This window comes from Nonomuraea composti (assembly GCF_012034275.1).
Lineage (GTDB): Bacteria > Actinomycetota > Actinomycetes > Streptosporangiales > Streptosporangiaceae > Nonomuraea > Nonomuraea composti.
Genome location: NZ_JAATEP010000001.1, coordinates 283,925 through 307,034, shown reverse-complemented (window position 1 = coordinate 307,034; position 23,110 = coordinate 283,925). Strand labels below are relative to the sequence as shown.

Here is a 23,110-nt window from a genome sequence, read left to right as displayed (position 1 = left end):
GCACGTCGGTGCCGCCGGCGCGGCTCAGCCGGTGAAGGCGGCGCGCTGGATGGCGTACAGATCGGCGTACGGGCCGGGGCGGGCCATGAGGGCGTCGTGGGTGCCCTGCTGGACGATGCGGCCGGCGTCCAGGACGACGATCAGGTCCGCCGTGCGCACCGTCGGGAAGCGGTGGGTGATCAGGAGGGTGACGGCGCCCGCGTGGCGGCGGGCCGCCTCGGCGTAGCGGGCGAAGACAGCGCTCTCGGCCAGGGCGTCGAGCGAGGCCGTCGGCTCGTCCAGGACGAGGAGGAGCGGGGAGCGGCGCATCGAGGCGCGGGCCAGGGCGAGCCGCTGCCACTGCCCGCCGGACAGGCGGTGTCCACGCTCGAAGGTGTCGCCCAGCTCCGTGGACAGGCCGTCGGGCAGGTCCGCGATCAGACCGGTGGCGCCCGCGCGGGCCAGGGCGTCCTCCACGGCGCGGCGGTCGCCGAGGCGGGGCAGGTCCCCGACGCCGACCGTCTCGGCGGCGGTCAGCTCGAAACGCGCCAGGTCCTGGAACACGGCGCTGATGCGCCGCCGCCACGCCTGCGGGGGCAGGTCGTGGAGGGGGACGCCGTCCGCGCGGATCTCACCGTGGTCGGGGTGGTAGAGGCCGCACAGGAGCTTGGCGAGGGTGGTCTTGCCCGATCCGTGCGAGCCGACCAGGGCGACCGTGGCTCCGGCCGGCAGGCGCAGGTCGAGGTCGTGAAGGACCTGACGGGTGGTGCCCGGGTAGGCGAACGACACCCCGTGCAGGGTGATGCCGTCGTCCAGCCGATCGGGCAGGGCAGGGGCGAGCGGGCGCGGCACGGGCCGGCGGTCGCCGACCCGGGGATCGTTCGCGTAGGCGCGTAGCCAGGCCAGGCGGGCGGCGGCACGCAGGCCCGCGGTGACCGAACCGAAGTGGAAGGCCAGCCGGGACGCCTGGGTGACGAACTGCACGCCGACCGTCGCCACCAGCACGAGGTCCCCCGCGGTGGCCAGGCCCTGCCGCGCCAGCCAGGCGGTGTGGCCGAGCGCGGCGACGTACCCGGCCAGGAACGTGGCCGAGCCGGCGAACGTGAGCAGCCCCGCACGCACCCCGGCCCGCGCCTGGACGCCGGACACCTCCTCCCAGTGCCGGCGGGCCATCCCGTCCAGGGCGGGGGCGGCGCCGCTGAGGCGCACCTCCTTGGCCGGCTCCGCGTCCGTGACCGTCTCGGACAGGTGCTGCTCCAGCCGGGTGGTCTCGGCGGTCCGTTCGGCGGCGGCGTCGATGTGCCGGGCCGCGCGGCCTCGTACCAGCAGGGACGGCAGGACGGCGCCGCCGAGCAGGAGCGGCAGCAGCGGATGCACCGCGGCCAGCAGCGCCACCCCGAGCCCGATCTGCGCCGCGTGCTCCACCACCAGGGCCAGCGCCCACACGGCGAAGTAGAGCTGCCAGCTCTCCTCGCGCAGCGTCCGCAACCGGTCGAGGTGTTCGGGGCGCTCCAGGTGCTCGATCGTGGGCACGCCCGAGGTCAGGGTCAGGATCTCCTCCTGGACGGCGACGCCCATCCGCTCGGCCAGTTCCTGCATCAGCGCCAGCTCGGCCCGCCCGAACGCGACACCCGCCGCCAACGCGCCCCCGGCCGCCAGCGCCCACAGCCCGGCCTCCAGCCCGGCGGCCCCCGCCACCGCCCCCGTGAAGATCGTGTCGGTCAGCTCGCGCAGGAAGACGCCCACCAGGCCGTGGCTGACCGCGCCGCACAGGAGGAACGCGGCCAGGACGAGCCCGGCCCGCCGATCCGTCCGCCAGGCGAGGACGAGCAGCGTGCGGAGCGTGCCCCACGTCGCGGTGCCGGTCACCCGCCCCCGGCCGGAGGGTCGCTCGGGGCCGTCCGAGGGATCGGTCATGGGTCGCTCCTCGTGATCAGGTCGGCCTGGAGGCGGTACCAGTGCGCGTAGTGGCCGCCCGCCGCCACCAGCTCGGCGTGGCCGCCCTGCTCGGCGACCGCGCCGCCGTCCAGGACGACGATCCGGTCGGCGCGGCGGACGGTGGCGAAGCGGTGGGAGATGAGCACCAGCGTGCGCCCCCGGGTGTGGTGCAGGAGCCGCTCGAAGACCTCGCGTTCGGCGCGGGCGTCGAGGTGGGCGGTGGGCTCGTCCACGATGAGGGCGCGGTCGCGGCCGGCGTTCATGGCGTACACGGCCCGCGCCAGCGCCACCTTCTGCCACTGCCCGCCGGACAGGTCGCGCCCGCCGGTGAAGGCGCGCGACAGCGGCGTGTCGAGGCCGGCGGGAAGGGTGTGCAGCAGGTCGAGGGCGTCGACCGCCGTCAGCGCGGCGAGCACGTCGGCGTCCGTGCCGGCGAAGGCGGGGTCGCCGAGGCGGACGTTGTCGCGCAGCGGCAGCGGATAGCGGACGAAGTCCTGGAACACGACGGCCGCCGGGGAGGTGGTGGCGCTGCCGTACGTGGGGGTGTAGAGGCCGGTGAGCAGCTTGGCGAGGGTGGTCTTGCCTGCGCCGTTGCGTCCGACGACGGCCAGCCGCTCCCCGGGGCGCACCTGGAGGCCGAGGTGCTCCAGCACCGGGGCGGGAGCGTGCGGGTAGGTGAAGGTCACGCCGGTGAGGGCGAAGCCGCCCGTCCGTGCGAGTGCCGGCGCGGGGACGGGCTTCAGGAGGCGGGTGACGGCGCGGTACGGCTCGGCGCCGTGAGCGAGGTCGAACATGTGGTGGCCGCCCGCCCCGTACGCGAAGACCAGCAGGGCGGCCACCACGCACCCCGCCAGCTCCCCCGCCCCGAGCCGCCCCGCGGCCGCGTGCAGGCCCAGCACGGCGAACGTGCCGCACGCCGAGACCGCCTGGACCCCGAGCACCCACCCGTAGCCGCGCACCACCGACCGCCGCCTGCGCACCCGCGGGGCGAGGTAGGCCCGCATCGCCGCCACGTAACGCCCGACGAGGAACGCCTCCAGCCCGAAGACGCGCATCTCCTTCGCGGCACCACCAGGCCCACCGGCCAGATCGGCCAGGTAGTCGGCCCGCCGCCGCGCCTGCCCGGCCTCGCCCACCGCGTCCACTCCCCCGGGACCGACCAGTATGGTGGCGATCCGCCGGTTCTGGGCCGCGGAGAGTGCGAGCGCGGCGGTCCCGAGCCACCACACGTGCACCGACAGGATCGCCGCGCCCGCCACCGCCGACGCCAGCCGGCCCGCCTCGCCCGCCACGGCCACCGCCGCCGCCCCCGCAGTACGGCCACGGTGCCCGCGGAGTGCGAGCCGCAGGTCGGCCTGGACCCGCGGATCTTCCAGACGGGCCGGCGGCATGGCGGCCGCCGCCGCGCGCACGCGGGCCCGCAGCACCCCGTCCACGCGGCGGGCCACGGCGGCTCCGGCGGGCTCGCGCATGGCGGTGCAGAGCTCCTGCGCGAGCAGCATCAGCAGCAACGCGCTCAGCGCGCCGAAGCCGCCACCCGCGACCAGCCGCCCGAGCGGGACGGTGCTGAGCGGGCCCAGCACCGCCGCCCCCGCGCCGAGCACCAGGAACGGCGCCAACAGGCGCATCCCGGCCAGCGGCAGCAGCCTGGCGAGGGCGAGCGGGCCCCCCGCGTCCCGGGCGCTCACCACAATCCAATGCGATCACATCGGTTTGTCATGCACGCGACCGTAACCCGGCTAGACTGGCCGAGTCAATCCAATGGGATCACATCGAAAAGGCGGCGAACGGTTGGAACGGCGGACCCGCGGCCGCGGAGCCCACCACGAGGAGCGGCGCAACCAGATCGCCGACGCCGTGCTCGCCATCGTCGCCGACCGCGGCCTGGCCGCCGTCTCCCTCGCCGAGGTCGCCGCCGAGGCCGGCATCTCCCCCGGCCGCGTCCAGCACTACTTCCCGGCGAAGCAGCAGCTCATCGAGGCGGCCTTCGACCGCGGCAACGCCCTGAGCGCCGCCCGCATCCGGCGGCTCGTCGGCCGTGACCTCGGCGACGCCGACCCGCGCGAGGTGCTCACCACCGTCCTCACCGAGCTCATCCCGTACGACGCCGCCACCCGGGCCCACATGCGCGTCCGCCAGTCGTTCCACGCCCTGGCCTTCGCCGACGAGCGCATCGCGGCCCGCCTGCGCGTCCTCTACGACGACCTCCACCGCCGCGTCGCCGCCCTCGTCGATCCCGGCCGGCCCGACATGGAGGCGGCGCTCTCTCTGGTGGCGCTGGCGGAGGGGCTGGCCGCGTACGTGCTCATCGATCTCACCCCGCCGTACGTGGCCCGGGAGCGGGTCCTTGACGCGATCGCCGCCCTCGACCGCTGATCAGAGAGCGAGGAAGAAGGTGGCCAGCGCCCCCGCCACCCGCTCCGGATCGTTCTCCATGGGGATGTGCCCGGCCGACGGGACGCGCACGAGCCGCGTCCCCGGCATCTCGGCGGCGAACCGTTCGGCGTAGTGCACCTGCTGGAACGGGTCGTCCTCCCCCCACACCAGCAGCTTCGGCGTGCGGTCGGCGCGCAGCGGCTGTCGGCGGCGCCGGCGAGCCTCATCCACGACCGGCAGACCCGCGGGTCGCGCCAGGGGTCGAGGTAGCCGGCCAGCTCCTCCTCCGTCGCGGGCCGGCCCAGCGCGGTGGTGACCGCGGTACGCCGCGCGGCCAGCAGCTCGTCCACGGTCGTGGCGGCCACCACCTCCGGGTCGCGGTACCGCGCCACGGCGGGCACCGGCCACGAGTCGTACGTGACGGAGTTCACCAGCGCCAGCCCCCGCACCTTCGCCACCCCGCCCGCGAGCAGGTGCTGGGCGATCGCGCCCCCGATGTCGTGGCCCGCCACCGCCAGCGGCTCGTCCGCGCCGATCGCCGCGGCGAAGCGGCCCACCCAGGCGGCCAGCGCCGGCACGGTGGCCGTCTCCGGCGTCAGCTCGCCCTCCGAGCGCCCCAGCCCCGGAAGATCGACCGCGACGGGCCGCAGCCCGGCCGCGGCCAGCCGGTCGAGCACCGGCTCCCACACCCTGCTCCAGTACGTGCCGTGCAGCAGCAACACCGCCGGGCCCGCGCCGGCCGTCAGATAGCTGGCCTGACGCCCGTCGACCTCGATCGTCGTTCGCGTTGACATGGCATAACCATGATGTTCTGGGACCTGCCCGGTCAAATACCAAATAGGGTATGGCGGTATGACGTTGACGCAGCTCAGAGTGCTCGTCGAGGTGGCCGAGCAGGGCGGGTTCACCGCCGCGGCCGAGCTGCTGGGCATGTCGCAGCCCGCCGTCAGCCGCGCGGTCGCGAGCCTGGAGCGGGAGCTGGGCGCGGCCCTGTTCGTCCGCCATCGTGACGGCATCGCCCTCACCGAGGCCGGCCGGCGCGCGCACGCCCGGGCCCGCGAGGCGCTGCGCCACTTCGACCTCATCCGCGCCGACGTGGCCGCCGCCAGCGGCCGGATCACCGGCGAGCTGCGCCTGGCCAGCCTGCCCAGCGCCACGGGCACGCTCGTCGCCCGGCTGCTGCGCGCGTTCACCGACCGCTACCCGCAGGTCAAGGTGCGCCTGTTCGAGGGCATGGACGATGACGTGCGCGCCTGGCTGCGGCACGGCGCGGCCGAGGTCGGGGTGGTCACCCTCCCCGCCCCCGGCCTGCACACCGTGCACCTCAGCACGCACGACATGGTGTGCGTGCTGCCGTCCGGCGACCGGCTCGCCGACCAACCTGCCGTGCGGCTGCCCGACCTGGCCGGGCGGCCGTTCATCCTGACCACCGCCGGCTGCCGGCCGCTGATCACGGGCGCGGCGCTGGCGGCCGGGGTCGGCCTGGACATCGCGTTCGAGGCCAGCGGGCCGGCCGCCATCCTGGAGATGGTGGGCGCGGGGCTGGGCGTCAGCATCGTGCCGACGCTCGGCCTGCCCGCCGGCCTGCCCGGGGTGGTCACCCGGCCGCTGGAGCCGGGGCTGACGCGGTCGCTGGCGCTGGCCGTCCCCTCGTTGGAGGACTGCGCGCCGACGGCGCGCGCGTTCCTGGACGAGCTGGCCGCCTTTGCGTGAGCATCGACCCGGACGGGCCCGTCGCCTCGGCCCGCAGCGACACGAACCCCCGCTCCCCCAGGTTGCGCACCGTCGCCACCCAGCCCTTCCCCGACGCTTCGACCGGCACGGGACGCCACGTCCTGCCGTCATCGGCGGACGCCTCCAGCCGCACCGACGGCCTTGGGCACGCGCAACGCGGTCATGCCGAGCCCCGTGAGCGACCTGACCTTACGGGTTCCCCGGATGTCCAAGCCCTCGGCGATCAACGGAAGGTCCGCACGGCCCGCGTCGCCGTAGCCCCACTGGAGCGACTGGGTGACGTCGAACAGGCGCTGATCGAACGATCCGGCGGCGAGCAGCGGCCGGGCGTCGGAGGGGATCACGTACAGGCGGCCTCCGCGTACCTGCTGGGTGAACGTCACCTCCCGCCCGGACGCGGGAATCACCGGATGCCCGTGCCGCATGACCTCGACCCGGGCGCGGTGCAGGCGCTGGCGGGCGGCCATTCGGGAGAGCAGCCCGGCACCGTCGCGATCTCCGCGATGCCGAGTTCCTCCCAGACGACGAGCGTCAGCACCTCCCTGTCGGCGTCCGCCAGGCGGGCGAACGCTTCCCGCACCCCGTGCGGCACCCCGTCCGGCGGTGCCTGGGCCGGGGGTGGCTGCCAGGCGGCGGTGCCTGGGCCGGGGGTGGCCGCCAGGCGGCCAGTTCGTCGCGCAGGCGCTGGGCCAGGGCCGTTCTGCGGGACTGGCCGCGCCGGTGGTTGGCCAGCACGCGCCGGGCGACCCCGTACAGCCAGAGCCTGGCCTGGTCGCCGGGCGGCAGGTCGCCGAGCCGCCGCCAGACCGTCGTGAACGTCTCCGCGAGCAGGTCCGCGGTGTCATCGGGATGGTCGGTGCGGCGGTGGACGTAGGCGGAGACGGCCCCGTAGTGCTCCGTGTAGAGCTCTTCGAAACGCCGCCGCTCGGCTGCTCCCACGTCATCTTCCTTCTGCTCCGGAAATCTCACGTGAGGGCAGATGTCCGGCTTTGTGATGGCTGTGACAGGCGGGAGGATGGGCCCCGTGCGGTTTTCCCCGCACTGTCGATTCGCGCCGCCGTCGTTCGACGCGTCGGTGAGAGCCGGTAACGAGCCGAAGGAGACGCGACAGCGATGAAGTTCATGATCGTCGGCAGGGCGAGCGCCGAGACCGAAGCCGGGGAGCTTCCCAGTCAGGAACTGGTCGACAACATGCACGCCTACAACGAGGCGCTGACCAAGGCGGGGGTGCTGCTGGCCGGCGAGGGGCTCTACCCCAGCTCGTACGGCGCCCGGATCGCCTACAGCGACGGGAAGGCGAACGTGATCGACGGGCCGTTCACCGAGGCCAAGGAGCTGATCGCCGGGTTCTGGCTGATCCAGGTCAAGTCACGGGAAGAGGCCATCGAGTGGGCCCTGCGGCTGCCCGTCCCGCCCGGGGCCGAGGGGGTCGGGCTGGACGTGTGGCGGGTGTTCGACGCGGCGGACGTACCGGACGACTCGCTGCCACCGCAGGAGCGCGCCCGCGAAGAGGCGCTCCGCGAACGCCTCGGCGTGGACACCCCGGACGCCTGAACCGGCAGGCGCCCCACCAGAGCGGCCTGGTGAAGGGCGGAGGCTGGGCGGGGCGCCCAAGCCGGGCAGGGTGGGTCCGGGGGGAGACGAGATCCGGTCAGGCGGATAGCGCCTACGCCGGGAGACGGGTGGAAGGGGCTGGGCCGGGAGATCAGATCCGCCACGCGGAAAGCGCCTACGCCGGAAGACGGATGGGAGGGGCTGGGCCGGGAGATCGGTGGGAGGGGCTGAGCCTCGGGACGGGTGGGAGGGGCTGGGCTGGGAGGCGGGTTCGGGGTGGGGGTGGTTGCGTGGGGGTGGGTGGGGCTGGTCTCATGGGCCGGTGACGGCTGTGGACACCCATCGGGCGATCGAGGCGGTCTGGCGGATCGAGGCCGCGCGGCTCATCGCCGGCCTCGCCGGGCTCGTGCGTGACGTCGGCCTGGCCGAGGAGCTGGCTCAGGATGCGCTGGTCGCCGCCCTGGAGCAGTGGCCGGAGTCGGGGGTGCCGCGCAATCCCGGCGCCTGGCTGATGACCGTCTCCAAGCGCCGCGCCATCGACCTGATCCGCAGGAACGAACGCCTGCAGCGCAACCTCGCCGAGCTCGGCCATCGCCTCGACCTGGAGGAGGAGCTGCCCGAGGTCGACGAGATCGAGGACGACCTGTTGCGGCTGGTGTTCACGGCCTGCCATCCGGCGCTGTCGATGGAGGCCAGGGTGGCGTTGACGTTGCGCGTGCTCGGCGGGCTGAGCACCGACGAGATCGCGCGGGCGTTCCTGGTGCCGGAGCCCACCGTGGCGCAGCGCATCGTGCGGGCCAAGCGCACGCTGGCCGACAAGCGGGTCCCGTTCGAGGTGCCGCAGGGCGCCGAGCTGGCGGGGCGGCTGTCGTCGGTGCTGGAGGTCATCTACCTGATCTTCAACGAGGGGTACTCCGCGACGGCGGGCGACGACTGGATGCGTCCCGGTTTGTGTGCGGACGCGTTGCGGCTGGGCCGGGTGCTGGCCGGGCTGATGCCCAAGGAGCCCGAGGTGCACGGTTTGGTCGCGCTCATGGAGATCCAGGCGTCCCGTTCGGCGGCCCGCGTCGGCCCCTCCGGAGAGCCGGTCCTGCTGCTGGAGCAGGACCGGACCCGCTGGGACCGCCTGCTCATCGGCCGCGGCCTGGCCGCCCTCGACCGGGCGGAGAAGCTGGCGGCGGGGAAGGCGGAAGGGCCGGCGGGGATACTTCCGGACGGACGGGCCCTTCCGGACGGACGGGCCCGGGAATCGGCGGAGATTTGGATGGGGAAGCCGGGGAGCGGGCTGGGGGCGTACACGCTGCAGGCGGCCATCGCCGCCTGTCACGCGCGCGCGATCACCCCCGAGGACACCGACTGGGTCCGGATCGCGGAGCTGTACGAGGCGCTGGCCAGGATGTCGCGCTCGCCCGTCGTGGAGCTGAACCGGGCCGTGGCCCTGTCGATGGCCTACGGCCCGGCGGCCGGGCTGGAGCTGCTCGACCAGATCGTGGACGAGCCGTCGCTCAAGGGCTATCACCTGCTGCCGAGCGTGCGCGGCGATCTGCTGGTCAAGCTGGGACGGGCGGCGGAGGCGCGGTCGGAGTTCGAGCGGGCGGCGGGGATGACGCGTAACGCCCGCGAGCGTGCGCTGCTGGAGGAACGGGCCGCCGCCTGCCGGTCCTCGTGATCACACGGCGGCCTCGACCTTGGCGGCGGGCGTGGGCGGGGCCTGGAGGCGCTTGTCGGGCATGGCGATCAGCGCCACCAGGGCGATGACCGCGCCCGCGACGCCCAGCGCCGGGATGACCAGCGCCGAGGCGGAGGCGTGGGCGGCGGCCAGCCCGTGGGCGGGGGCGCTCACGGTGACCTCGGAGGTGTAGAGGGTGCCGCCGATGGCCAGCGCCACGGAGCCGCCGATCTGGCGGAAGAAGGTCAGGTTGGCGGAGGCGGTGCCGATGTACTGCGGCTCGACCGCCTGTTGCGCGGCCACGGTCAGGCCGGACAGCATCGGCCCGATGCCGAGGCCCAGCGGCACCATCCACAGGGCGAGCGCAAGCCCGCCGGTCCCGACGCTCAGGCCGGAGCACAGCAGCGCGCCCGTGATCAGCAGGAGCGGGGAGACGGCCAGCCACGGCTTGTACCTCCTGGTCCTGGACATGAGCGCGCCCATCAGCACGCTGCCGCCCACCATGGCCAGCATCATGGGGTAGATCCGCAGCCCCGACTCGGTGGCGCTGACGCCGAGTGCCTGCTGGAAGAAGCGCGGCAGGAACACCGAGCCGGCGTACAGGCAGAAGGCGGTGAAGAACGAGGTCGCCATGACGAGCGTGTACGTGCGGTTGGCGAACAGGCTCATCGGCATGATCGGGTCGGCCACCCGCAGCTCCACCAGCACGAACACGGCCAGCAGCACCAGCGCGAGCAGGATCGGCCCGGCGACGGCGGCGTCGGTCCAGGTGTGGCCGTCCAGGCCCTTCTCGGTCAGGCCGAGGAGCAGGGCGCTGATGGCCACGGTGAAGACGGTGATGCCCGCGTAGTCGGGGCGCCCGCCGCCGGTGCCCGGCCGCCTGGGCAGGCGCAGCACGACGATCGCGATCAGGGCGATGCCGAGGGGCACGTTCACGTAGAAGGCCCAGCGCCAGCTCGCCTGGTCGGTGAACAGCCCGCCGAGGAACGGCCCCGCCAGGTACGTCAGCCCCATCACCCCGCCGATCGCGCCCTGCGTGCGGGCACCGCGGCCGCTGGTCGGCGGGAACATCTCCAGCATCAACGCCAGCGACAGCGGCAGCAGCGCGCCGGCGCCCAGCCCTTGGAGGGCGCGGAAGGCGATGAGCTGCCCCATGTCCTGTGCCGCGCCGCACAGGGCGGAGCCCACCACGAACACGATCATGCCGATGAGCAGCAGCGGCTTCCTGCCGTGCTGGTCGGAGAGCCGGCCGTAGAGCGGCACGGTGACCGTGGAGGTCAGCAGGTAGGCGGTCACGACCCAGGTGTAGAGCGCGCTGCCGCCCAGCTCGGCGGTGATGCGGGGCAGGGCGGTGCCCACGATCGTCTGGTCGAGCATCGCGAGGAACATGCCGCCGAGGACGGCCAGCAGGACGAGCCCGTCAGTCTTTGTGTCAGTTTTCACATGTGAAGAGTTATATGTAAGTCCTGACATGTCAAGTCTTCGATATGCTGGCAGGCATGTCCCTACGCATCGCCCTGCTCGGGCTGCTGTCGGCGGTCGGACCGGCCAGCGGCTATGACCTGGCCAAGAAGTTCGAGCACTCGCTCAACCACGTCTGGCAGGCCGGGCACACGCAGATCTATCCCGAGCTGGTGAAGATGGCCGCCGACGGGCTGGTGGAGGCCGAGGCGGAGGGGGCGCGGGGGCGCAAGACGTACACGATCACGGCGGAAGGGAAGCGCGAGCTGCACGAGTGGCTCGCCGAGCACGACCCCAGCATGACGATCCGCAGCGAGCCGGCGCTGCAGGCGTTCCTGCTGCCCCTGCTGGATGACCCTGATCAGGCCATCAAGGTGGTCGAGCGGATCAGGGCGCGGTACCTGGCCCGGCTGGAGCAGCTCGACTGCCTGCCCGCGGAAGGCTCCTTCGGCAGGTACGCGCTCAGCCTCGGGCGCGCCCAGGTACGCACGGGTCTCGCCTGGGCCGACGAGACCCTCGCCGACCTCAGGAAGCGCCACACCGCTCAGTGACCGGCCCCCACGACGGCTCTCCGGCCGACCCGCGACCCGTTCGGCGGCCGGCCCGCGCACTGGGGACGCAGCCGACCGGCGACCGGTTCGGTGGCCGGCCCGGAGCCGGACCACAACCGGACCCGGCCTCTGGCGTGCCGGCCGATGCGGTGGCGGGCGTGACTCTGCGGCGCGGGGGCTGGCATAACGGGCGGCACAGGAGCTGGCGTGCCGGATGATGCGGCCGCGGGCGTGACGGGTGACGCGGTGGCCGGCGTGACGCGGTGGCGCAGAGGGCCGGCGGCGGGGTCGGGCCGTCGGCCGGCCCGATGCGGCTGGGGCGGTGACTGGGGCGGTGACCGGCGGAAAGGGGGGCGAGTACGGGTGACATGCCCTTGATGTGACACGAAACGTGCCTCTTGAGGTGGGAGCGCTCCCAATCGGCTCTTTGGGCGGTTTATCACCATAAAGGCAGTTTCTCTAGTCCAAACTGCACCATTGGTAACGGTTACGTTTCGCGGGATTGACGTGCACACCCGCTGAGTGCACCCTTTGTGGGAGCGCTCCCAAAGACTCCCACCGCGGCGGAGCGCGTGCCGCGGTGCACTCCCCCAACATTCACCCGAGAAGGGGTCCACCATGATGATCAGCAAGCGTCGCGGCGGTCTTGCCGCGGCTTCGGCCCTGGCCGCGGCGGCGCTCGCCGTCGCGTCCTGTAGCTCCGGCGGTACTCCGCAGTCCAGCGCTCCCGCCTCCTCGGCCGCGGCCGAGCCGGTCACGATCCGGGTGCAGACGTTCGGCGGCGGCGAGAACTTCGGCTACAAGAACGCGGTGGCCAAGTGGAACGCCGAGCACAAGGACATCCAGATCAAGCACGAGAACCTCACCGACCAGTTCGAGCAGCAGTACTGGCCCCAGATGATCCAGTGGCTGACCTCGGGCACGGGCGCGGGTGACGTCGTCGGCATCGACGAGGGCGGCATGGGCCTGGCCAAGGCGCGCACCGAGTGGTGGGCCGACCTGAAGGAGTACGGCCTGGAGTCGCGCAAGGCCGACTTCCCCGCCTGGAAGTGGGAGAACGGGGTCACGGCCGACGGCAAGCTGTTCGCGCTGGGTACCGACATCGGCGGTATGAGCCTCTGCTACCGCAAGGACCTGTTCGAGAAGGCCGGGCTGCCGACCGACCGTACCGAGGTCAGCGCGATGTGGCCGACGTGGGACGAGTTCATGAACGTCGGCAAGAAGTTCCAGTCCAAGGTGAAGGACACCAAGTGGGCTGACGGCACCAACACGCTGTACCAGGTGGTCCTCTACCAGGAGGCCGCCAAGAACGGCAACGTCAGCTACTTCGACAAGAGCAACAACCTCATCGTCGACAAGAACCCGGCCGTGAAGACCGCGTTCGACTTCGCGCAGAAGATGAGCCAGCAGGGCCTGACGGCCAAGCTGCGCAACTTCACCGACGAGTGGGCGACGGGCACCCAGAAGGGCTCGTTCGCCACGGTCGGCTGCCCGTCGTGGATGCTGGGCGTGGTCAGCGGCAACGCCGGCGACGACGCCAAGGGCAAGTGGGACGTGGCGTCGGTGCCGGGTGGCGGCGGCAACTGGGGCGGCTCGTGGCTGGCCGTGCCGAAGCAGAGCAAGCACCCGAAGGAAGCGGCCATGGTGGCCGACTACCTGACGCAGGCGCAGACCGAGGCGAGCATCTTCACCGACTTCGGCAACATGCCGAGCAACACGAAGGCGCAGCAGGACCCGGCGGTCCAGGGCGCGAAGAACGAGTTCTTCAACGACGCCCCCATCGGTGAGATCTTCGCCAAGTCGGCGGCGAGCCTCCAGCCGGTCTTCCTCGGCGTGAAGCACGCCCAGGTCAAGAACGCCATCGAGTCGGTCATCCAGGGTATGGACGACGGCTCCGTCCCCTACGACAAGGCCTGGCAGCAGCTGGTCGACGACGCGGTGAAGGCCGCGGGCTGATCCTCCCGCCCGGCCCGCCTGGAAGCGGGCCGGGCATGTTGCCGCCGAAAGGTCTGTTATGAGCCTCGACACCCTTCCGCGGGCGTCACGCAACACCCATCGCCGTGACCGTCCGCCCGGCCGCCGCTGGCGTTCCCGACTGGACGTCAAGGCGATGCCGTACGCCCTGGTGTCCCCCTACTTCATCCTGTTCGCCGCCTTCGGGCTCTTCCCGCTGGCCTTCACGCTCTACTACTCGTTCTACGACTACGACCTGACCGGGACCACGGAGTGGACCGGGTTGGGGAACTATGTCGCGCTGCTGGGCGACGACGACTTCTGGCGGGCCACGATCAACACCGTGGCCATGTTCCTCATCGCCACCGTCCCCCAGATGCTGCTGGCCCTGTTCCTGGCCAACGCGCTGAACAAGCACATGAAGTTCCGCCTGCCGATCCGGATGAGCGTGCTGCTCCCGCTGGTCACGTCGGTGGTCGCGGTCGCGGTGGTGTTCACGCAGCTGTTCGCCCGCGACTGGGGTCTGGTCAACTACATCCTGGGCTGGTTCGGGATCGACCACACGAACTGGCGGGCCGAGCGCGTCCCGTCGTGGATCGCGATCGCCACGATGGTCGACTGGCGCTGGACCGGCTACAACGCGATCATCTTCCTGGCCGGCATGCAGACGATCCCGAAGGACCTGTACGAGGCCGCCTCGATCGACGGTGCCTCGCGGCGCAGGCAGTTCTGGCAGATCACGCTGCCGATGCTGCGCCCGACCATGATCTTCGTGGTGCTCAACTCCACGATCGGCGGGCTGACGCTGTTCTCGGAGCCGATGACGTTCTACAACGGCAATCCGGACGGCGGGTCGCAGGGCCAGTTCCAGACGGTCGCCATGTTCGTCTACAAGGAGGCCTTCCGGGAGTTCGACTACGGCTACGCCTCTGCGGCCGCCTGGCTGCTCTTCCTGCTGATCCTCGTCGGAGCAGCGATCAACTTCCTGTTCGTGCGCAGGATCGGGGGCACGCGATGACCGTCTGGAAACCGACCGTCCTGACCAGGGTCATGCTGGGTCTGGCGATCTTCCTGTCGGCGTTCCCGCTGTACTGGATGCTGGTCATCGCCTCCCGTACGAACGCCGACGCGGTGGCCTCGCCGCCGAAGTTCCTGCCCGGCGGGAACCTGGGCGACAACATCGTGCGCGTCCTGACCCACCCGGAGGCCCAGTTCCTGCTGGGCCTGACGAACTCGTTCATCGTGGCGAGCGTCGTGACCGTCTCGGTCATCCTCATCTCGACGCTGGCCGGCTTCGCGTTCGCGAACCTGAACTTCAAGGGCCGCAACGCGCTGCTGCTGCTCGTGCTGCTGACGATGGCGGTGCCGCTGCAGCAGATGGGCGTGGTGCCGCTCTACCGGCTCATGGTGAGCCTGGAGTGGACCAACACCCTCAAGGCGGTCATCCTGCCGTACCTGCTCAACGGGTTCGGCGTGTTCCTGATGACGCAGTACACCCGGCAGTCGGTGCCGATGGAGCTGGTCGAGGCCGCCCGGGTGGACGGCGCGGCGACGCTGCGCATCTGGTGGAACGTCGTGCTGCCGGCCGTGCGGCCCGGCATGGCGGTGCTCGGCATCAACACGTTCATGCTCATGTGGAACGACTACATGTGGCCGCTGATCGTGCTCAACCAGGAGAACCCGACCGTTCAGATCGCGATCAACGGGCTCAACGCCCGGTTCTCCACGGAGTACTCGCTGATCTTCGCGGGAACGGCGTTGTCCATCATCCCGCTCGTGCTGGTATTCGTCCTCTTCGGCCGTCAGATCGTCGGCGGACTCATGGAAGGTGCGGTCAAGGCGTGACGACACAAGAAGAACAGACGCGTGCCGAGCTGCGCTTCCCCGCGGGCTTCGCGTGGGGGGCGGCGACGTCGGCGTACCAGATCGAAGGGGCCGTCGCCGAGGACGGGCGCGGCGTGTCGATCTGGGACACCTTCGCCAAGACCCCTGGCAAGGTGCTCAACGGGCACAACGCGGACGTGGCGATCGACCACTACCACCGCTACCGCGAGGACGTCGCGATCATGGCGGACCTGGGCCTGTCGGCCTACCGGTTCTCCGTGTCGTGGCCGCGCATCCAGCCGACCGGCTCCGGCGCCGTCAACCAGAAGGGCCTGGACTTCTACAAGCGGCTCTGCGACGAGCTGCGCCAGCACGCCATCGACCCGTGGCTGACCCTCTATCACTGGGACCTGCCGCAGGCGCTCGAGGACAAGGGCGGCTGGCCCAACCGGGACACGGCCTACCGGTTCGCGGAGTACGCGGCGGCCGTGCACGACGCCCTCAAGGACTACGTCCACACCTTCAGCACGGTCAACGAGCCATGGTGCGCCGCGTTCCTCGGCTACGCCTCGGGCGAGCACGCCCCGGGCAGGCGCGAGCCGGAGAACGCGATCAGGGGCGCGCACCACCTCAACCTGGCGCACGGCCTGGCCGTGCAGGCGATGAACGCGCGCAGGGTCGGCGGCTGCGTGAACCTGTACGCCATCAGCCCGGAGACCGACAGCGAGCGCGACCTGGACGCCGCCCGCCGCATCGACGGCCTGCAGAACCGCTTCTTCCTGGACGCGCTGCTGCTGGGCCGCTACCCGGAGGACGTCCTGGCGGACCTGCCGTTCGACAAGGGCTTCATCGAGCCGGGCGACATGAAGACCATCAACGCGCCCATCGACGTGCTGCTCGTCAACTACTACAGCCGCTTCACGGTCTCGGGAGCACCGGGAGGCAAGGCGTCGGCGGCGGCGGCCCCCACGGACTCGGGTTCCCCGTGGGTCGGCAGCGAGCACGTGTCGTTCGTCAACGGCGGGCGGCCGGTCACCGCGATGGGCTGGGAGATCGACGAGGGCGGCCTCGTGGAGATCCTCACGAGGGTCGCGCGGGAGTACCCGCCGATCCCGATGGTCGTCTCGGAGAACGGCGCGGCCTTCGAGGACGTGCTGGACGGCGGCCGCATCCACGACCGGGAGCGGCTGGCGTACGTGGAGGCGCACCTCGGGGCGTGCAAGGAGGCCATCGACGCGGGCGTGCCCCTGGAGGGGTATTTCGCCTGGTCACTGATGGACAACTTCGAGTGGGCGTGGGGCTACGGCAAGCGGTTCGGCCTGGTCCGCGTGGACTTCGAGACGCAGGAACGGCTGGTCAAGGACAGCGCGCTCTGGTACGCGGAGATCATCCGGCAGAATAGGCGCCATGAACCGACCGACTCTTGAGGCAGTCGCGGCTCGGGCCGGGGTAGGCCGGGGCACGGTGTCTAGAGTCATCAATGGCTCGCCGAACGTCAGCGCGAAGGCCCGCGAGGCCGTCGAGCTGGCCATCCGCGAGCTGGGCTACGTGCCCAACCGTGCGGCGCGGGCGCTGGTCACGCGCCGCACGGACACTGTCGCCCTGGTGGTGTCCGAGTCGCAGTTCCGGGTCTTCGACGAGCCGTACTTCGCGGGCACCATCCGCGGCATCGGCTCGGCGCTGGCCGAGACCGGGTTGCAGCTCATCCTCGCGATGGCGCGCACCCCGGAGGAGCACGCGCGGCTGGAGCACTACCTGACGGGCCAGCACGTCGACGGCGTGCTGCTGCTGTCGCTGCACGGCGCCGACCCGCTGCCGGGCAGGCTGGAGGCGATGGGCGTGCCGACCGTGCTGGGCGGCCGTCCCGTCGGCCTCGACCCCTACAGCTACGTGGACATGGACAACAGGGCAGGGGCCCGGCAGGCGGTCAAGCACCTGCTGGGTCTCGGCCGCCGGGCGATCGCCACGATCGCCGGCTCCCAGGACATGGGCGTGGGTGTCGACCGTCTGTCGGGCTACCGCGACGCGCTGCTGCCGTCCGGCCTGCCGGAGCTGGTCGCCTACGGCGACTTCTCCGAGCACAGCGGGGCGGCGGCGATGCAGGAGCTGCTGCGGGCGCATCCCGATCTCGACGCCGTGTTCGCCGCGTCCGACCCGATGGCGCTGGGCGCGATGCGCGTGCTCAAGGCCGAGGGCCGCTCGATCCCCGGCGACGTGGCGGTGATCGGCTTCGACGACTCCAAGGCCGCGCTGCACGCCGACCCGCCGCTGACCACCGTGCACCAGCCGACCGAGGCCATGGGCCGGCAGATGGCGCAGCTGCTGGTGGCCCGGATCCACGGCGAGGAGCTGCGCCAGCCGGTCGTGATCCTCGACACGCATCTGGTGCGCCGGGAATCGGCCTGAAAGGGGTCGCGTGGACAGCAGGACCAAGCGCCGGTTAACGGAGGCCGAGCTCGACGCCCTCGTACGCCGGGCGGTGGGCGCGGGCGTCACGGCGGCCACCGAGCTGACCGACGGCTACGCCAACGCCGTCTGGCGGCTGAAGCTGGACGACGGGCGCGAGGCGGTGCTCAAGCTGTCTCCCCCGCCCGAGCTGGAGCAGCTCAGCTACGAGCGCAACCTGCTGCGCATGGAGGCCACCGCGATCGGGCTGGCCTCCGCGGCGGGCGTGCCCGTGGCGGGGCTGCTGCGGGCCGGCTACGACGACCCGGTGCTCGGCGGCGACTACCTGCTGCTGGCCGCGCTCGACGGCGTGTCGTGGAACGACGTCAAGCCGGACGGGCACGCGGCGCTGCGCAGGGAGCTGGGCGGGCATCTGGCCCGGTTCAACGCGGTGACGGGCGAGGTGTTCGGCTACCCGCACGCGGGCATCACGGGGGCCACGTGGCGGGAGGCGTTCCTGGCGATGGTGGCGGCGCTGCTCGGCGACACCGAGCGCTACCCGGCGCCGCTGCCCCTGCCCGCCGAGCAGATCATGGCGGTGGTCGAGGCCGCGGCGCCGGTGCTCGACGAGGTGACGACGCCGCGGCTGGTGCACTTCGACGTGTGGGCGGGCAACGTCTTCCTCGACCTGAGGGGGACGCCGCGGATCCAGGCGATCATCGACCACGAGCGGGCCTTCTGGGGCGACCCGCTGGCCGAGTTCGTCACGCCGACGATCTTCGGGGAGCTGGCGGAGGACGATCCGCTGCTGGCGGGCTACCGCGAGGTGACGCCGCTGGAGCTGACGCCGGCGGCGCACACCCGGCTTGACCTCTACCGCGCCTACCTGTACCTGATCCTGCTGATCGAGAACGGGCCCCGGCAGTACCCGGAGGACGAGTACGCCAGGGTCCGCGATCTCGCGACGGCGTCACTGACCGGCGTGCTGGACCGCCTCTCGCGGGCGGTCCGGTAGGCCGGCGTGCCGGTCCGCTTCGTGCGGGTGGTCCGGTGGGCCGGTCACCGGCCGGTGTGCTGGACGGCCTCGTACGCGCGCCCGGCGGGACGTCCGTCGGGCAGGTCGCCGCAGCGGTTGCCGCCCTTGACCGTGTTCGGCACGCCGAGGTCGGCGGGGCGGACGCCCTGGCAGGCGAGCGCGCCCTTGACCGTGCTGCCCGTCAGGACCGCCGTGCCGCCGCCGGTCAGCAGGGCGGCGCCGCGCAGGTCCGCGCCGGCGATCGTGAGCGTGGCGGCGCCGTGCACGGCGAGCGCGCCGTCCACGCGGGCGCCGAGCAGGTGCACCTCGGCGGGCCGGTCGGCGGTGACCGCGCCCGTGATCCGGCCGCCGGTGACCACCAGCGACGCGCCCGGCCTGACCGTGACCACGCCGGTGACCTGGGCGCCGTCGAGGCAGGTGACGCCGCCGGTGACGGTGAGCGGCCCGCGGTGGGTGCCGGTGACGGTGCTGGTGCAGGCGGGCGGCGGGGCGATGGTGGTGACGGTGAAGCTCCTCGCCTTGCCGTAGTTGCCGGCCGCGTCGATGGAGCGGTACTCGACGACGTGCCGGCCGCGCGGCAGCTTCCCGTACACGAGGGAGTCGATCACCGTGCCCTGCTCGGAGAACGTCCACGGCAGCTGCGAGGAGGTCGGCCAGCCGAAGTAGTTGAACCAGCCGTCGCCGTCCACCCGCGACTCCGAGACCACGTGGCCGTCGCGATCGTCGGTGCCGGTGAGGCGCATGGTGAAGGGGCCGTTGTAGACGTAGGTGTCGCCGGAGCGGGCCAGGGGTTTCGACAGCTCGTACGCCGTGGACGGCTTGGCCGCGTCGACCGTCCAGGTGAGCGTGCGGCCGCCGAGGGTGGCGGTGAGCGGGCCCGATTCGGCGTCCAGCGCGCCGAGGTCCAGGTCGGTGCCGTGGTAGGTGCGGCCGTTCAGGGTCCAGGTGACGTCGGGGACGGTCGCGGCCGGGTGGGTCGTCTCGACGTACACGACGTCGTCGCGGCCGACGGGCCGGTCGGTGGGGGTGGAGGAGACGATCTCGGGCTGGAGGCCGTCCGGCGGGGTGGTGATCGCGGTGTCCACGGTCCAGGTGCGGGTCCTGGTCATGGCCGCCCTGATGGCCGGGTCCCGGACGAACTCCGTCGGGTCGGAGACGGTCGCGGTGACCGTGTGCGTGCCGGGGGCGAGGCCGAGCGTCCGCAGGTCGAGGGAGTCGCGGTCGCCGGGCAGGTCCTTGCCGTCCACGGACCAGGTGGTCACGAGCGAGTGGCCGACGGGGCGCATGGGCTCGACCCAGAGCACGCGGTCGGCGCCGACGGGCCCGTCCGCGGGCGTGGCGTCCTGGACGAGCATGGTCTTGGCGGTGATGCGCTGCGTCATGACCTCGCGGCTCACCTGGTCGAAGTAGTAGCCGAGGGTCTTCATCATCGAGTGGGCGCTGGGCCGCCACACGCCGGTCGTGTAGTAGAGGCCGCCCTCGTGGCGGCCGATCCGGCCGCCCGACTCGCTGGGCTCGCCCAGCCAGCGCCACCACTTCCTGCGCTGGTCGAGCATCTCCCGCTCGGTCAGCAGCGTGTGGTGGGCGCTGGCCGGCTCGCCGCCGGTGTACGCGCCGCCGGGGACGCCGCGCTGGTAGTAGTCGTACTCGTCCTGCAGCCCGCCCAGGGAGTGGCCCAGCTCGTGCGGGCTGATCAGGGCGGACATGCTGTTACTGCCGGAGGCGGTCGCGTACGAGCCGCCGGCGCCGCCGTACGTGCCGCTGTTGGCCAGGGCGAGGATCTGCCGGTTGCCGGAGGTGGTGCCGGTGACCAGGTCGGCGTAGCGGGTGGCGGCGGCGTTGTCCATGGTGATCAGCCGCTGCACGCTGGCCGGGTTGCAGCGGCCCCAGAAGCCCATGCTGAGCGGCGTCGTACGGCGGGGCGCGTCGAGCCCGGGGTCGCAGCTGATGCCGGACTCGCCGGAGACGATGTCGACGCGGTAGACGTTGATGTAGTTGCGGTAGGACTTGAACGGCTCGATCGACCACATCACGTTGAGGTGCCGGTCGGCGTCGGCCCTGAACCTGGCCTGCTCGGCCTCGGTGTAGCCGTCGCCGAGGATGACCAGGTTGAACCTCTTGGCCGGGGCGCCCGTGACCTGCACGGGCACGACCGTCGCGGAGCCCGGCGCGGCGGTCCCGCTCGAAGTGGCCGCGGCGGGTGCCGCTGGGGAGACGCATAACAGGGCGGTGGCCAGGGTCAGGGCGGCGAAGATACGCATGATCGAAACTATCGGCCCGCCGGGGCCGCCCGTCCATCCCGGTTGGATCACGCCTTGGGCAGCTCGGCCAGCATGATGGGCGTCGTGGTGGGCCGCTCGGAGCCGCCGGCGGGCTCGACGGTGAGCGCCACGCGCCCGTCGCGGTCCAGCGGGGCCAGGAGCATGGGGTGGCTCACCCCGTCCTGCCGCCGGTCGAGCAGGCCGGCCGGGCGCGGGCCGCCGGGGCCCATCAGCCACAGCTCGTAGCCCTGGGAGTCGGGCAGCTCGGGCAGGCCGGACGAGGTGAACACCATGCGTCCCATGTCGCGGGAGATCACCACCGTGCCGGTGCCGCCGGTCTTGACAGGGCGGCGCATGGTCTTGGCGTCGGGGGCGGCCAGCACCGTGACCAGCTCCTCGTTCCTGCTGGTCAGCTCGCTGAGGTCGTGGCGGGCGTCGAGGGCGACGACGCCGAGCGCGACGGCCGCGGCGGCGGCGACGGCGGTCAGTGCCGCCATCGCCCTGGTGCGCCGGCGCGGCAGCGGCACCACCTGGCCGCCGTCGGCCGTCACGGGGATCGCCGCCGCCGTGCGGTAGGGGTTCTGGGCGGGCGGCAGCCTGAGTGTCGAAGGGTCCGGGGCCTCGCCGGACGGCAGGGCCTCACCGGGCGGGCGAACGTCGCCGGGCGGGAAGGCGTCGCCGGACGGGCGGGCGCCGACGGCGGGAGGGCGTCGCCAGACGGTCGGGCTGTCGTCGCGTACCGGCTCGGGAGGGTCCTCGAAGCCGCGCGAGCGGGAGGCGGCGTCGAGCAGGCGGCGGCGCAGCCGGGCGGGGGGCCGCTCGGCGACCGCTTCCGCCAGCCGCGCGGCCGTCTCGCGCAGGTGGCGCACCTCGTCCGCGCACGGCCCGCACGCGTGCAGGTGCTCCTCGAACAGCACCCACTCGGCGTACGGCAGTGCGTGCACGGCGTAGGCGCCAGAGAGGGTGTGGAGTTCGTCCTTCATGTCCACTCCCTGTGTGTGAGAGGCGGCTCACTGCATGTACTTCGGTGGTTGCGGCACGCCGGATGGCCTTGGGCCTTGCTCATTTCGCGGGAGATGACACAATCTCATTGGGTGATGAATTATGGGATGCGTGATCGCGGGCGGCGGGCCCGCCGGAGCGATGCTGGCCCTGCTGCTGGCCAGGTCGGGCGTCGAGGTGACGCTGCTGGAGAAGCACGGCGACTTCCTGCGCGACTTCCGGGGTGACACCATCCACCCCTCGACGCTGCAGGTGCTCGACGAGCTCGGGCTGGTGCGGGAGTTCCTGAAGCTGCCGCACCGCAAGGCGTACGATCTCAACCTGGTCACCGACGGCGGCGACGTGCGGATCGCGACGCTGCGCCGGCTGCCCGGCGCCTACCGGTACATCGCGTTCGTGCCGCAGTGGGACTTCCTCGACCTCATCACGTCGGCCGCCGGGCGTTATCCCGGGTTCCGGCTGCTGATGAACGCCGAGGCGTACGACCTCATCCGCGAGGGCGGGGCGGTGCGCGGCCTGCGCTACCGTGACCCGTCCGGCGAGCACGAGATCAGGGCGGCCCTGACGGTCGCCGCCGACGGGCGGCACTCGGTGCTGCGCGGGCGGGCCGGCCTCGTGCCGCGCGACCTCGGCGCGCCCATGGACGTGGTGTGGTTCAGGCTGCCGCGCGAGGCCGGCGACCGCGACGACACGTTCCTGCGGATCTCGCCGGGCCACATGATGGTCGCGATCAACAGGGAGAGCTATTGGCAGCTCGCCTACCTCATCCTCAAGGGCGGCTACGACGAGATGGCCGCGCGGGGCATCGACGCGCTGCGCCGCCCGGTGGCCGCGCTGCTGCCGTGGCTGACCGACCGGCTCCAGGGGCTCGGCTCGTACGACGACGTCAGCGTGCTCACGGTCACGATCAACCGGCTGCGCCGCTGGCACCGGCCCGGTTTCCTGTGCGTCGGGGACGCCGCGCACGCCATGTCGCCGGTGTTCGGGGTGGGCATCAACCTCGCCGTCCAGGACGCCGTGGCCGCCGCCAACCTGCTGGCCGCGCCGCTGCGGGCCGGGGCGCCGATCCCGGAGGCGACGCTGCACCGGCTGCAACGCCGCCGGATGCCGCCGACCGTGGTCACGCAGACGGCCCAGCGGGTGGTGCAGAGCCTGGTCATCGGCCCGGCGCTGCGGCGGCGGATCGACCCGTCGCGGCTGCCGCGCGACCTGACGAGGATCCCGCTGCTCAACCGGGTGGCCCCGCGCTTCGTCGGCCACGGCGTGCGGCCGGAGCACGTGACCGTAAAGGAACTTTGACCTCTCCGAGATTCGTCTGCGTATAACCGCATTCTCACAACGTGGACAAGGGGGTCGGTGGGGCCGAGCCAGTGGAATACCCTCGTAT

At 72.4% G+C, this 23,110-nt stretch carries 20 protein-coding genes and 1 pseudogene; 12 read left to right on the top strand and 9 right to left on the bottom strand.

Annotated elements, in window-relative coordinates; all coding sequences use genetic code 11:
• Positions 1–24 precede the first annotated feature (24 nt).
• A complete protein-coding gene (locus HCN51_RS01385) occupies positions 25–1,896 on the bottom strand; it encodes an ABC transporter ATP-binding protein (protein ID WP_168005844.1) in 1,872 nt (623 codons plus the stop codon).
• Positions 1,893–3,605, bottom strand: a complete 1,713-nt coding sequence (locus tag HCN51_RS62055; protein ID WP_168005842.1) for an ATP-binding cassette domain-containing protein — start codon at positions 3,603–3,605, stop codon at positions 1,893–1,895. Before HCN51_RS62055 ends, HCN51_RS01385 begins: the two co-directional genes overlap by 4 nt.
• Before the next feature lie 103 nt (positions 3,606–3,708).
• On the opposite strand from HCN51_RS62055, the gene HCN51_RS01375 reads away from it, so the two are divergent.
• The gene (locus HCN51_RS01375; RefSeq protein ID WP_206066388.1) at positions 3,709–4,293 is read left to right on the top strand and encodes a TetR/AcrR family transcriptional regulator; all 585 of its coding nucleotides are present in this window, start codon (positions 3,709–3,711) and stop codon (positions 4,291–4,293) included.
• On the opposite strand, the gene HCN51_RS58835 is transcribed toward HCN51_RS01375, so the two are convergent.
• A complete protein-coding gene (locus HCN51_RS58835) occupies positions 4,294–4,524 on the bottom strand; it encodes an alpha/beta fold hydrolase (RefSeq protein ID WP_240972380.1) in 231 nt (76 codons plus the stop codon).
• 41 nt (positions 4,525–4,565) lie between these two features.
• A pseudogene (locus tag HCN51_RS58830) lies at positions 4,566–5,087 on the bottom strand (alpha/beta fold hydrolase); the annotation flags it as partial.
• A 58-nt stretch (positions 5,088–5,145) separates the two neighbouring features.
• Here HCN51_RS58830 and HCN51_RS01365 point away from each other — a divergent pair.
• Complete coding sequence (locus tag HCN51_RS01365; protein ID WP_168005831.1) at positions 5,146–6,006, top strand: LysR family transcriptional regulator; 861 nt, start codon at positions 5,146–5,148, stop codon at positions 6,004–6,006.
• Between the two features lie 128 nt (positions 6,007–6,134).
• On the opposite strand, the gene HCN51_RS57930 is transcribed toward HCN51_RS01365, so the two are convergent.
• Positions 6,135–6,494 (bottom strand): hypothetical protein, encoded by a 360-nt coding sequence (locus tag HCN51_RS57930; RefSeq protein ID WP_206066387.1) that lies wholly within the window; start codon positions 6,492–6,494, stop codon positions 6,135–6,137.
• 64 nt (positions 6,495–6,558) lie between these two features.
• Positions 6,559–6,966, bottom strand: coding sequence for an RNA polymerase sigma factor (locus tag HCN51_RS62050; RefSeq protein ID WP_346433485.1), 408 nt, complete (start codon positions 6,964–6,966; stop codon positions 6,559–6,561).
• Positions 6,967–7,140: 174 nt separating this feature from the next.
• Here HCN51_RS62050 and HCN51_RS01355 point away from each other — a divergent pair, with 174 nt between their 5' ends.
• On the top strand, positions 7,141–7,581 hold the full coding sequence (locus tag HCN51_RS01355) for a YciI family protein (RefSeq protein ID WP_168005829.1): 441 nt from the start codon (positions 7,141–7,143) through the stop codon (positions 7,579–7,581).
• 322 nt (positions 7,582–7,903) lie between these two features.
• Entirely contained in the window at positions 7,904–9,250 is a 1,347-nt protein-coding gene (locus HCN51_RS01350; protein ID WP_168005827.1) for a sigma-70 family RNA polymerase sigma factor, read from the top strand.
• On the opposite strand, the gene HCN51_RS01345 is transcribed toward HCN51_RS01350, so the two are convergent.
• Positions 9,251–10,693: an MDR family MFS transporter gene (locus HCN51_RS01345; protein WP_346433484.1), complete on the bottom strand. Its 1,443-nt coding sequence runs from the start codon at positions 10,691–10,693 to the stop codon at positions 9,251–9,253.
• 56 nt (positions 10,694–10,749) lie between these two features.
• Here HCN51_RS01345 and HCN51_RS01340 point away from each other — a divergent pair, with 56 nt between their 5' ends.
• From HCN51_RS01340 to HCN51_RS01310, 7 genes are all read left to right on the top strand, one after another.
• Positions 10,750–11,262 (top strand): PadR family transcriptional regulator, encoded by a 513-nt coding sequence (locus HCN51_RS01340; protein WP_168005823.1) that lies wholly within the window; start codon positions 10,750–10,752, stop codon positions 11,260–11,262.
• Between the two features lie 618 nt (positions 11,263–11,880).
• Entirely contained in the window at positions 11,881–13,218 is a 1,338-nt protein-coding gene (locus HCN51_RS01335; RefSeq protein ID WP_168005821.1) for an ABC transporter substrate-binding protein, read from the top strand.
• Between the two features lie 58 nt (positions 13,219–13,276).
• On the top strand, positions 13,277–14,233 hold the full coding sequence (locus HCN51_RS01330) for a carbohydrate ABC transporter permease (protein WP_080040706.1): 957 nt from the start codon (positions 13,277–13,279) through the stop codon (positions 14,231–14,233).
• Complete coding sequence (locus HCN51_RS01325) at positions 14,230–15,060, top strand: carbohydrate ABC transporter permease (RefSeq protein ID WP_080040707.1); 831 nt, start codon at positions 14,230–14,232, stop codon at positions 15,058–15,060. The genes HCN51_RS01330 and HCN51_RS01325 overlap by 4 nt, the downstream gene beginning before the upstream one ends.
• Positions 15,057–16,466, top strand: a complete 1,410-nt coding sequence (locus HCN51_RS01320) for a GH1 family beta-glucosidase (protein WP_080040708.1) — start codon at positions 15,057–15,059, stop codon at positions 16,464–16,466. Before HCN51_RS01325 ends, HCN51_RS01320 begins: the two co-directional genes overlap by 4 nt.
• The gene (locus HCN51_RS01315) at positions 16,447–17,445 is read left to right on the top strand and encodes a LacI family DNA-binding transcriptional regulator (protein WP_080040709.1); all 999 of its coding nucleotides are present in this window, start codon (positions 16,447–16,449) and stop codon (positions 17,443–17,445) included. The genes HCN51_RS01320 and HCN51_RS01315 overlap by 20 nt, the downstream gene beginning before the upstream one ends.
• Before the next feature lie 10 nt (positions 17,446–17,455).
• Positions 17,456–18,439: a phosphotransferase gene (locus tag HCN51_RS01310; RefSeq protein WP_168005819.1), complete on the top strand. Its 984-nt coding sequence runs from the start codon at positions 17,456–17,458 to the stop codon at positions 18,437–18,439.
• Between the two features lie 44 nt (positions 18,440–18,483).
• Here HCN51_RS01310 and HCN51_RS01305 read toward each other — a convergent pair whose 3' ends face one another.
• Positions 18,484–20,721 (bottom strand): M64 family metallopeptidase, encoded by a 2,238-nt coding sequence (locus tag HCN51_RS01305; RefSeq protein ID WP_168005817.1) that lies wholly within the window; start codon positions 20,719–20,721, stop codon positions 18,484–18,486.
• A 47-nt stretch (positions 20,722–20,768) separates the two neighbouring features.
• A complete protein-coding gene (locus tag HCN51_RS01300) occupies positions 20,769–21,704 on the bottom strand; it encodes an anti-sigma factor (protein ID WP_168005815.1) in 936 nt (311 codons plus the stop codon).
• Between the two features lie 121 nt (positions 21,705–21,825).
• On the opposite strand from HCN51_RS01300, the gene HCN51_RS01295 reads away from it, so the two are divergent.
• Positions 21,826–23,022, top strand: coding sequence for an FAD-dependent oxidoreductase (locus HCN51_RS01295; RefSeq protein ID WP_168005813.1), 1,197 nt, complete (start codon positions 21,826–21,828; stop codon positions 23,020–23,022).
• Positions 23,023–23,110: the final 88 nt, after the last annotated feature.